The following is a 13,204-nucleotide window of genomic DNA, read 5'->3' as shown; positions in this document are numbered from 1 at the left end:
TGGTACTTAAACATGAATAATAATGAATTAACATCTTTACCATTAGCTGAACGGAAAAGACTACTTGAGTTGGCCAAAACTGCCAAGCTATCTCGTCAACATACACAAAAAGCAGAAATTCGTCCCCAAGCCCGTAACGGCGATGTGCCATTATCCTGGACACAACAACGCCTGTGGTTTCTGACCCAATTAGATCCCGCAGCCCAGACAGCGTATCACATGTCAATAGGGCTACATCTACAAGGTCAGCTTAACCTGAATGCGCTACAAGCGGCTTTGGATCGGATTGTTGCCCGCCATGAGAGCCTGCGGACAACTTTTGTGGCTATTGAGGGTACTGCCCGGCAAGTTATCGGGGATGCCAACAGTGGTTTTACTTTGACGACTGAAGATATCAGCCATTTACCAGGACCAGAACAACAAACAACAGTTGAAGAGCGCGCCCACCTTGAAGCTGTCAAGCCTTTCGATTTTACCTGTGGACCATTACTCAGAGGGCATTTGCTCCGTTTAGCAGCAAACGAACATGTTCTGTTGTTGACCCAGCATCACATTATTTCAGATGGCTGGTCAGTCAAGATATTGATACATGAACTCTCTGCTCTTTATCAGGCTTTCAGTCAGAGGCAACCCGATCCATTACCTGAATTGAAGCTCCAATATGCTGACTATGTTCTCTGGCAACAACAGTGGCTACAAGGCGATATACTGGAAACTCAACTAAATTACTGGCGTAATCGTTTACAGGGTGCACCTGAATTGCTCGAATTACCCACCGACAACCCTCGTCCGATACAACAGAGTTACAGAGGTAACCGCGTCGATCTGGCATTTTCACCAGAATTAAGTACGGGATTAAAAAACCTCAGCCAACGTCATGGCACAACTTTATTTATGACGTTGATGGCAGGTTGGGCAGTGCTGCTTTCCCGCATCAGTGGGCAATCCGATCTGGTGATAGGCACGCCAATTGCCAACCGTCCACAGCATGAGCTGGAGCCTTTAATCGGTTTCTTTGCCAATACACTGGCGTTACGCATTCAATTAGATGACAACCCAAATGTCAGCGAATTGCTGGCTCAAGTGAAAAATTGTGCATTAAGCGCTTATGAGCATCAGAATTTACCATTTGAACAATTGGTCGAAGCTCTGCGACCAACTCGCAGTTTAAGTCATAGTCCTATTTTCCAGGTTATGCTGACTCTCGATAATAAATCAGAACAAAGGAATTTTGAGTTAGCAGGACTAAAACTGCGTGAACTTCCTCTGGTCAGAGAAAGCGCTTACTTTGATTTGACGCTGTCACTCAATGACACCGAAGACGGGTTAATCGGTGAACTGGAATACGCCAGTGATCTGTTTGACCCGGCCACAGTTGAACGTATGGCGGGGCATCTGCAAACCCTGCTGACGGCGATGGTGGCTGATGACAGCCAGACGGTGGCCGATCTGCCGCTCTTAACGCCGTCTGAGCGGACTCAGCTACTGACAGAATTTAATGCCCCTGCCGTCAGTTACCCGCCGGATCTGCTGCTGCAACAACTTTTCGAACAGCAAGTAGCCAACTCACCGGCTGCCACCGCGCTGGTGTACGGCGAACAGCAACTGAGTTATGCCGAACTGAACCGGCAGGCTAACCAACTGGCCCATGCCCTGATAGCGGCCGGTGTACAGCCGGATGACCGTGTCGCCATTTGTGTTGAGCGCGGCGCTGATATGATTGTTGGTCTGTTCGGTATCCTGAAAGCCGGGGCCGGTTATGTGCCGTTAGATCCGGATTACCCGACCGGGCGGCTGAATTACATACTGGCCGACTGTGCCCCTAAACTGCTCTTGACCCAGCAACAGTTACAACACCGCCTCACCACCGATATGCCGGTCTGGGTCATGGATCACCCCGATTATCTGAGCACGCTGGCCCGGCACCCCGGCCACAACCCGGCCCCCCAGCAACTGGGGCTGGCCCCGCATCATCTGGCTTATATCATCTATACCTCCGGCTCCACCGGGCAGCCCAAAGGGGTGATGATTGAACACCGCAACGTGGTCAATTTTGTCCATGTCCAGCGCCAGACCAATGCCCTGATCCCGGCGGACCGGGTACTGCAATTTACCTCGGTGGCCTTTGATACCACCGTCTCCGATATTTTCGCTACCCTGGCCACCGGGGCAACGTTAGTGCTGCGCCCGGCGCACCTGCGTATTCCGGATAACGCCTTTAGCCAGTTCCTACAGACACAGGCGATCACCGTCTGCGATTTACCCACCGCATTCTGGCACCTGTGGGTACAGGAGATGGCGGCCGGCCGCTGTGGTTTCAGCCCGTCTTTACGGCTGGTGATTGTCGGCGGGGAAAAAGCCGAGCTGCGTCACTTCAATACCTGGCAATCGTTAGCCGAAACCCAGTCCTGCCGCTGGATTAACTCCTACGGCCCAACAGAAACCACCGTGATTGCCACGGTATGGCAACCGGATACCCCGGCAACTTGTCCCGCCGGCTCAGTGCCCATCGGTTACCCCCTGACCAACTCCCGTCTTTATATTCTGGATACCCAGGGGCAACCGGTGCCTGTCGGGGTGGCCGGTGAAATCCATATCGGCGGTGCCGGCGTGGCCCGCGGGTATCTGAACCGCCCAGACCTGACCCGTGAACGCTTTGTCTCCGATCCGTTCAGTGATCACGCCGGGGCCCGGATGTATAAAACCGGCGACTTAGGCCGCTGGCTGCCGGACGGCACCATTGAATACCGGGAGCGCAATGATTTTCAGGTCAAGATCCGCGGCTTCCGGATTGAACTGGGGGAAATTGAAGCCCAACTGGCGCAGTGTGACGGCGTCAAAGATGCGATTGTTGTGGCCCGTGAAGATGAAAGCGGCAATAAACGCCTGGTGGCCTATCTGGTGCCGCAGCCTGAAATTACCCTGGATCTGGTGCAATTACGTGAACAGCTCAGTACCCGCCTGATGGACTATATGCTGCCCGGCGCCTATGTCATCTTAGACGCCTTCCCTGTGACTCCGAATGGCAAACTGGACCGCAACGCACTGCCCGCCCCGGACAGTGCGGCACTTGTGCGCCGTGAATATGCCGCACCACAGGGTGAAATTGAACAGACACTGGCTGAAATCTGGCAAGATTTATTGGGTGTAGAACAAATCGGCCGCCACGATAATTTCTTTGAACTGGGCGGGCATTCGTTATTGACCGTACAGGTTGCCGCCCGTTTACGGGAGAAGCTGAACCTGGAAGTGACACTGCAAGATCTGTTCACTCACCCGGTACTGGCCGATTTAGCCCCGTCACTGGTGCATGCCGCCCAATCCGTCCAGCCGGTTATCCCGCTGATTTTACCGGCGGACCGCCAGCAGCCGTTACCCCTTTCCTGGGCGCAGCAACGGCTCTGGTTCCTGGCACAACTGGACAGCGCCGCCCAGGCCGCCTATCACATCGCCGGGGGCTTAGATGCCTGCACGGCGTTTTAAATCTGGCCGCCCTGCAAGCGGCACTGGATCGCATTGTGGCCCGTCATGAAATTCTGCGCACCACGATCACCGTTATTAACGGGGAAGCGCGTCAGATTATCGCTGAGGCTGACCGGGGTTTTGCCCTGATATACCAAGATCTCAGCCCGTTATCCCCGGCAGCGCAGCAAACCGCACTGGACGCGGCAACACAAGCGGAAGCCCGGCAGGATTTTGATTTCGTGCAAGGGCCGTTAGTCCGCGCCCAATTGCTGAAGCGCGCGGATCAACACCATATTCTGCTGGTGACCCAGCACCATATTATCTCTGATGGCTGGTCGCTGACAGTCCTGACGAAAGAGTTCTCAGCCCTTTATCAGGCCTTCTGCCAACAACAGCCTGATCCGCTGCCACCACTGCCTATCCAGTACGCTGACTACGCCCTGTGGCAGCGCCAATGGTTGCAGGGAGACAGGCTGGACCAGCAGGTGAATTACTGGCGCAGTGCACTACAGGATGCGCCGGTTTTGCTGGAACTGCCTGCCGACCGCGTCCGTCCGCTGGAACAAAGCTACCGGGGAGATCTGGTTCATTTTTCTCTGTCCCCGGCCCTGAACACCGGTTTACATGCCCTGAGCCAGCGTCATGGCACCACCCTGTTTATGACCCTGCTGGCCGGCTGGGCAGTTTTGCTGTCACGGCTCAGCGGACAACCCGATGTGGTTATCGGCACGCCGGTTGCCAACCGCCAGTACCGTGAGTTAGAGCCGTTGATAGGTTTCTTCGCCAATACACTGGCCTTAAGAGTCCGGCTGGAGGATAACCCTACCATCAAACAGTTATTAGCCCGTGTTAAGGCCCATGCGCTGGACGCCTACGCCCATCAGGATTTGCCTTTTGAGCAATTAGTGGAGGCATTACAACCGCCACGCAGCCTGAGTCACAGCCCGATATTTCAGGTGATGATGGATTTGGATAATACCTCCCGTCAACAACGTTTTGATCTGCCGGAATTAACGCTCAGTGCACTGCCGTTAGACAGAAAAACCACCCAGTTTGATTTGTCACTGTCACTCAATGACACCGAAAACGGGTTAATCGGTGAACTGGAATACGCCAGTGATCTGTTTGACCCGGCCACAGTTGAACGTATGGCGGGGCATCTGCAAACCCTGCTGACGGCGATGGTGGCTGATGACAGCCAGACGGTGGCCGATCTGCCGCTCTTAACGCCGTCTGAGCGGACTCAGCTACTGACAGAATTTAATGCCCCTGCCGTCAGTTACCCGCCGGATCTGCTGCTGCAACAACTTTTCGAACAGCAAGTAGCCAACTCACCGGCTGCCACCGCGCTGGTGTACGGCGAACAACAACTGAGTTATGCCGAACTGAACCGGCAGGCTAACCAACTGGCCCATGCCCTGATAGCAGCCGGTGTACAGCCGGATGACCGTGTCGCCATTTGTGTTGAGCGCGGCGCTGATATGATTGTTGGTCTGTTCGGTATCCTGAAAGCCGGGGCCGGTTATGTGCCGTTAGATCCGGATTACCCGACCGGGCGGCTGAATTATATACTGGCCGACTGTGCCCCTAAACTGCTCTTGACCCAGCAACAGTTACAACACCGCCTCACCACCGATATGCCGGTCTGGGTCATGGATCACCCCGATTATCTGAGCACGCTGGCCCGGCACCCCGGCCACAACCCGGCCCCCCAGCAACTGGGGCTGGCCCCGCATCATCTGGCTTATATCATCTATACCTCCGGCTCCACCGGGCAGCCCAAAGGGGTGATGATTGAACACCGCAACGTGGTCAATTTTGTCCACGTCCAGCGCCAGACCAATGCCCTGATCCCGGCGGACCGGGTACTGCAATTTACCTCGGTGGCCTTTGATACCACCGTCTCCGATATTTTCGCTACCCTGGCCACCGGGGCAACGTTAGTGCTGCGCCCGGCGCACCTGCGTATTCCGGATAACGCCTTTAGCCAGTTCCTACAGACACAGGCGATCACCGTCTGCGATTTACCCACCGCATTCTGGCACCTGTGGGTACAGGAGATGGCGGCCGGCCGCTGTGGTTTCAGCCCGTCTTTACGGCTGGTGATTGTCGGCGGGGAAAAAGCCGAGCTGCGTCACTTCAATACCTGGCAATCGTTAGCCGAAACCCAGTCCTGCCGCTGGATTAACTCCTACGGCCCAACAGAAACCACCGTGATTGCCACGGTATGGCAACCGGATACCCCGGCAACTTGTCCCGCCGGCTCAGTGCCCATCGGTTACCCCCTGACCAACTCCCGTCTTTATATTCTGGATACCCAGGGGCAACCGGTGCCTGTCGGGGTGGCCGGTGAAATCCATATCGGCGGTGCCGGCGTGGCCCGCGGGTATCTGAACCGCCCAGACCTGACCCGTGAACGCTTTGTCTCCGATCCGTTCAGTGATCACGCCGGGGCCCGGATGTATAAAACCGGCGACTTAGGCCGCTGGCTGCCGGACGGCACCATTGAATACCGGGAGCGCAATGATTTTCAGGTCAAGATCCGCGGCTTCCGGATTGAACTGGGGGAAATTGAAGCCCAACTGGCGCAGTGTGACGGCGTCAAAGATGCGATTGTTGTGGCCCGTGAAGATGAAAGCGGCAATAAACGCCTGGTGGCCTATCTGGTGCCGCAGCCTGAAATTACCCTGGATCTGGTGCAATTACGTGAACAGCTCAGTACCCGCCTGATGGACTATATGCTGCCCGGCGCCTATGTCATCTTAGACGCCTTCCCTGTGACTCCGAATGGCAAACTGGACCGCAACGCACTGCCCGCCCCGGACAGTGCGGCACTTGTGCGCCGTGAATATGCCGCACCACAGGGTGAAATTGAACAGACACTGGCTGAAATCTGGCAAGATTTGTTGGGCGTAGAACAAATCGGCCGCCACGATAATTTCTTTGAACTGGGCGGGCATTCGTTATTGACCGTACAGGTTGCCGCCCGTTTACGGGAGAAGCTGAACCTGGAAGTGACACTGCAAGATCTGTTCACTCACCCGGTACTGGCCGATTTAGCCCCGTCACTGGTGCATGCCGCCCAATCCGTCCAGCCGCTGATTTTACCGGCGGACCGCCAGCAGCCGTTACCCCTTTCCTGGGCGCAGCAACGGCTCTGGTTCCTGGCACAACTGGACAGCGCCGCCCAGGCCGCCTATCACATCGCCGGGGGCTTAGAACTGCACGGCGTTTTAAATCTGGCCGCCCTGCAAGCGGCACTGGATCGCATTGTGGCCCGTCATGAAATTCTGCGCACCACGATCACCGTTATTAACGGGGAAGCGCGTCAGATTATCGCTGAGGCTGACCGGGGTTTTGCCCTGATATACCAAGATCTCAGCCCGTTATCCCCGGCAGCGCAGCAAACCGCATTGGACGCGGCAACACAAGCGGAAGCCCGGCAGGATTTTGATTTCGTGCAAGGGCCGTTAGTCCGCGCCCAATTGCTGAAGCGCGCGGATCAACACCATATTCTGCTGGTGACCCAGCACCATATTATCTCTGATGGCTGGTCGCTGACGGTCCTGACGAAAGAGTTCTCAGCCCTTTATCAGGCCTTCTGCCAACAACAGCCTGATCCGCTGCCACCACTGCCTATCCAGTACGCTGACTACGCCCTGTGGCAGCGCCAATGGTTGCAGGGAGACAGGCTGGACCAGCAGGTGAATTACTGGCGCAGTGCACTACAGGATGCGCCGGTTTTGCTGGAACTGCCTGCCGACCGCGTCCGTCCGCTGGAACAAAGCTACCGGGGAGATCTGATTCATTTTTCTCTGTCCCCGGCCCTGAGCACCGGTTTACATGCCCTGAGCCAGCGTCATGGCACCACCCTGTTTATGACCCTGCTGGCCGGCTGGGCAGTTTTGCTGTCACGGCTCAGCGGACAACCCGATGTGGTTATCGGCACGCCGGTTGCCAACCGCCAGTACCGTGAGTTAGAGCCGTTGATAGGTTTCTTCGCCAATACACTGGCCTTAAGAGTCCGGCTGGAGGATAACCCTACCATCAAACAGTTATTAGCCCGTGTTAAGGCCCATGCGCTGGACGCCTACGCCCATCAGGATTTGCCTTTTGAGCAATTAGTGGAGGCATTACAACCGCCACGCAGCCTGAGTCACAGCCCGATATTTCAGGTGATGATGGATTTGGATAATACCTCCCGTCAACAACGTTTTGATCTGCCGGAATTAACGCTCAGTGCACTGCCGTTAGACAGAAAAACCACCCAGTTTGATTTGTCACTGTCACTCAATGACACCGAAAACGGGTTAATCGGTGAACTGGAATACGCCAGTGATCTGTTTGACCCGGCCACGGTTGAACGTATGGCGGGGCATCTGCAAACCCTGCTGACGGCGATGGTGGCTGATGACAGCCAGACGGTGGCCGATCTGCCGCTCTTAACGCCGTCTGAGCGGACTCAGCTACTGACAGAATTTAATGCCCCTGCCGTCAGTTACCCGCCGGATCTGCTGCTGCAACAACTTTTCGAACAGCAAGTAGCCAACTCACCGGCCGCCACCGCGCTGGTGTACGGCGAACAGCAACTGAGTTATGCCGAACTGAACCGGCAGGCTAACCAACTGGCCCATGCCCTGATAGCGGCCGGTGTACAGCCGGATGACCGTGTCGCCATTTGTGTTGAGCGCGGCGCTGATATGATTGTTGGTCTGTTCGGTATCCTGAAAGCCGGGGCCGGTTATGTGCCGTTAGATCCGGATTACCCGACCGGGCGGCTGAATTATATACTGGCCGACTGTGCCCCTAAACTGCTCTTGACCCAGCAACAGTTACAACACCGCCTCACCACCGATATGCCGGTCTGGGTCATGGATCACCCCGATTATCTGAGCACGCTGGCCCGGCACCCCGGCCACAACCCGGCCCCCCAGCAACTGGGGCTGGCCCCGCATCATCTGGCTTATATCATCTATACCTCCGGCTCCACCGGGCAGCCCAAAGGGGTGATGATTGAACACCGCAACGTGGTCAATTTTGTCCATGTCCAGCGCCAGACCAATGCCCTGATCCCGGCGGACCGGGTACTGCAATTTACCTCGGTGGCCTTTGATACCACCGTCTCCGATATTTTCGCTACCCTGGCCACCGGGGCAACGTTAGTGCTGCGCCCGGCGCACCTGCGTATTCCGGATAACGCCTTTAGCCAGTTCCTACAGACACAGGCGATCACCGTCTGCGATTTACCCACCGCATTCTGGCACCTGTGGGTACAGGAGATGGCGGCCGGCCGCTGTGGTTTCAGCCCGTCTTTACGGCTGGTGATTGTCGGCGGGGAAAAAGCTGAGCTGCGTCACTTCAATACCTGGCAATCGAGCCGAAACCCAGTCCTGCCGCTGGATTAACTCCTACGGCCCAACAGAAACCACCGTGATTGCCACGGTATGGCAACCGGATACCCCGGCAACTTGTCCCGCCGGCTCAGTGCCCATCGGTTACCCCCTGACCAACTCCCGTCTTTATATTCTGGATACCCAGGGGCAACCGGTGCCTGTCGGGGTGGCCGGTGAGATCCATATCGGCGGTGCCGGCGTGGCCCGCGGGTATCTGAACCGCCCAGACCTGACCCGTGAACGCTTTGTCTCCGATCCGTTCAGTGATCACGCCGGGGCCCGGATGTATAAAACCGGCGACTTAGGCCGCTGGCTGCCGGACGGCACCATTGAATACCGGGAGCGCAATGATTTTCAGGTCAAGATCCGCGGCTTCCGGATTGAACTGGGGGAAATTGAAGCCCAACTGGCGCAGTGTGACGGCGTCAAAGATGCGATTGTTGTGGCCCGTGAAGATGAAAGCGGCAATAAACGCCTGGTGGCCTATCTGATCCCTCAATCTATAACAACGCAATCTATAACAACACTGGATATCATTCAGTTGCGTGAACAACTGAGTACCCGCCTGATGGAGTACATGCTACCTAGTGCCTATGTCATCTTAGACGCCTTCCCTGTGACTCCGAATGGCAAACTGGATCGTAAAGCGCTACCCGCTCCCGACCGCTCCGCTATTATCAGTCGGGAATATCAGGCACCTCAGGGGGAAACTGAACAGCAATTAGCATCTGTTTGGCAAGCCTTGTTGGGACTGGAGCAAGTTGGACGTCATGACAATTTCTTTGAATTAGGCGGGCATTCGTTGCTGGTTGTCAGTTTAATCGAAGAACTTCGTCAGCGAGGTTTCACTCTGGAAGTCAGTACCGTCTTCTCCTCTCCAACATTGATGGCAATGGCCGCACGCCTGATGGATACAGTATTGGATGATACTGTTACATATGATGTACCACCTAACCTCATTACTGACGATTGCCAATCCATCACACCGCAAATGTTACCGTTAGTTACTCTGACTCAGGATCACATTGACCAGATTGTGACTCATGTTGCTGGTGGTGTGACCAATGTTCAGGATATCTATCCGGTTGGGCCGTTACAGGAAGGAATTTTGTTCCATCATTTGCTGGAAACAAAAGGCGATATTTATCTGGACAATCTGCTGATGAGTTTTGACAGCCGGGCACGTCTGGATACTTTCCTGCTGACATTGCAACAGGTCATTGACCGCCACGATATTCTACGCAGTGCATTTCATTGGGATAACCTGCCGGAGCCTGTGCAGGTAGTTTACCGCCATGCACCTCTGCCAGTCATCGAATCAGAGCTGTCATCTGATATCGACACTGTACAACAATTACGTGATGCGACAGACCCCCGTTTAATACGGATGGATATCACCAAAGCACCTTTATTGGCCGCCAATATTGCCAAAGATCCACAAACTGACTGTTGGCATTTGGCATTGCTCTACCACCATTTGGTTTGTGACCATTTGTCACTGGAAATGATCTTCAATGAAGTTGAAATGTTACTGCTTGGGCAAAAAGACCCATTACCGCCTTCTCTGCCTTACCGTAACTTTATCGCCCAGATCCGTTCGGTGCCAATTGAAAAACATCAAACCTATTTCCACCAGCTTTTGGGTGATGTGGATGAACCTACTCTGCCTTTTGACTTACTTGATGTACAAGGTAATCACGATGAACACGACGATTCAGATGAAAACAGTAAGATAGAAGAAGCTGAATTTGCTTTAGATGATGAATTAGCTCATCAGATACGTGACTGTGCCCGTCAACAGGGAGTCAGTGCCGCTGTTCTGTTCCATGTGGCGTGGGCACAAGTTCTCGCACAATGCAGCGGACGGGAAGATGTTGTTTTCGGTACAGTCTTATTGGGTCGTTCTCAACGAGGAACGGATACCACTCAAGTACTCGGCATGTTCATCAATACTCTGCCTGTACGTATTATGTTACAGGAACGTACTGCGCAACAGGTAGTACAGGAAACTTACCAGCAACTCAGTGCATTACTAGAGCATGAACAGACCCCGTTAGCTATCGCCCAACGTTGCAGTGGTATTCAGGCACCTCAGCCACTTTTTAGTAGTCTGCTCAATTTCCGTCATAGCCAACGATACGATCAACAAGCGGGTTCACCAGTTTGGGAAGGTATTCAGACGTTCAGCAGTGAAGAACGCAGTAATTACCCCTTGTCATTGGATGTGGATGATTTTGAAAATGGCTTTGCGTTAACGGCTCAATGTAACCGTCAGGTTAACCCGACCCGTATTAACGCTTATATGGTTACAGCGTTAAGAGCGCTGGTAACGGCATTACAGAATAGGTCAAAGCAACCTATTCAATCTATCACCATCCTGCCACCGGCAGAGCGTACACAGCTACTGGTAGATTTTAATAAGGCCAAAGTTGACTGTCCTCAGGATATGTTACTCCAGCAGCTATTTGAACAGCAGGTTGCGCTCACTCCCGATGCTATTGCGCTGATTCACGGCAGACAAATTAGCGCAGAGCAAATTGGTGAAGAACAAATTGGTGAAGAACAGCAACTCACTTACCAGGAACTGAACCAGAGAGCCAATCAACTGGCACACGCACTAATTACAGCAGGGGTACAGCCTGATGATCGCGTGGCGATTTGTGTTGAGCGTGGTTTGGATATGGTGGTTGGCTTGTTCAGCATCCTGAAAGCTGGTGCCGGTTATGTGCCACTGGATACAGACTACCCGACTGAACGCCTGAATTATATTCTGTCAGATTGTGCACCTAAGTTATTGCTGACTCAGCAACACTTACAGACTCGCTTATCAACCGATGTACCTGTCTGGAACCTGGATAATCATCATCATGCGGAGCTGATGGCACAGCAGCCCACTCACAATCCAGAACCGCAACAGTTAGGGCTGAAACCCCATCATCTGGCCTATATCATCTATACTTCCGGCTCCACTGGGCAACCCAAAGGGGTGATGATTGAACACCGCAATGTAGTCAATTTTGTGCATGTCCAGCGTCAGACCAATGAGCTGACTCCGGCAGATCGGGTACTGCAATTTACTTCCGTGGCGTTCGATACCACTGTGTCGGATATCTTTGCGACACTCGCTGCCGGTGCAACTTTAGTCTTACGTCCATCCGAACTGCGTGTACCAGATAGCGCCTTTGCCCGATTCTTACAGCAACAGAAAATCACGGTGACGGATTTACCTACCGCTTTCTGGCATCTATGGGTACAAGAGATGGCCGCAGGACGTTGTGGTTTCAGCCCTTCTCTGCGTCTGGTGATTGTCGGCGGAGAAAAAGCGGAACTGCGTCATTTTATGACCTGGCAATCGCTGCCTGAGACCCGTTCATGCCGTTGGATTAACTCTTATGGCCCAACGGAAACCACCGTGATTGCTACGGTACTGAAATGGGATAGCACTTCTGTCTATACCGCAGAAACTTTACCGATTGGCTATCCTCTCGCCAACACTCGCATCTATATCCTTGATACGCGCGGAGAACCTGTCCCGATGGGCGTTTCTGGTGAAATCTATATTGCAGGTGCGGGTGTGGCCCGTGGTTATCTCAATCAACCTGAACTCACGGCAGACCGTTTTGTCCCTGATCCATTTGCGGACTCATCAACCGAACCGTCACATGCCCGCATGTACAAAACCGGTGACTTAGGCCGCTGGCTGCCGGACGGTACGATTGAATACCTCGGACGCAATGATTTTCAGATCAAGCTCCGTGGATTCCGCATTGAACTCGGTGAAATCGAAACTCAGCTAGCAGCTTGTGAGGGAGTCAAAGATGCTATCGCCATGGTTCGTGAAGACGAAACAGGCGATAAGCGTCTGGTGGCTTATCTGGTGCCACAACCTGATGCCACTCTGGAAGTCGCCAGCTTACGCGAACAACTGAGCAATCATCTGCTGGATTACATGATCCCCAGTGCCTTTATCGTACTGGATGCTTTCCCTCTGAACCCGAACGGTAAACTGGATCGTAAGTCTCTGCCTGCACCTGACCGTTCTGCTACTGCAACACGGGAGTATGAAGCACCACAAGGAGAAGCCGAACAACAACTGGCTGCTATCTGGCAAACCCTACTGGGACTGGAGTTGGTTGGTCGTCATGATGATTTCTTTGAACTTGGAGGAAATTCTTTATCAATCATGCAATTATCAACGCGACTACATGAAGAATTCCATCTGGAAATCTCAATTGCAGATATTTTCCGTCATTCAATCCTATCCAAACTTGCTGAATTTATTCTGTCAAAACAGGTAGAAACCTTTTTTGATCAAGATATTGAAGATATGCAAAAAGAGCTGGAAA

1 protein-coding gene and 1 pseudogene are annotated in these 13,204 nt (G+C 53.7%); both read left to right on the top strand.

The features are described from left to right. The first annotated feature begins 12 nt into the window (after window positions 1-12). Window positions 13-3,483, top strand: coding sequence for an amino acid adenylation domain-containing protein (locus tag AAC852_RS03410; protein ID WP_340619815.1), 3,471 nt, complete (start codon window positions 13-15; stop codon window positions 3,481-3,483). Window positions 3,484-3,518: 35 nt separating this feature from the next. After that, window positions 3,519-13,104, top strand: a pseudogene (locus AAC852_RS19920) (non-ribosomal peptide synthetase); the annotation flags it as partial. Between the last annotated feature and the right edge of the window lie 100 nt (window positions 13,105-13,204).

The organism is Xenorhabdus siamensis, from assembly GCF_037996745.1.
Taxonomy (GTDB): Bacteria; Pseudomonadota; Gammaproteobacteria; order Enterobacterales; family Enterobacteriaceae; genus Xenorhabdus; species Xenorhabdus indica.
The sequence above is the reverse complement of the archived record's forward strand: the minus strand, read 5'-3'. Positions and strand labels throughout refer to the sequence as shown.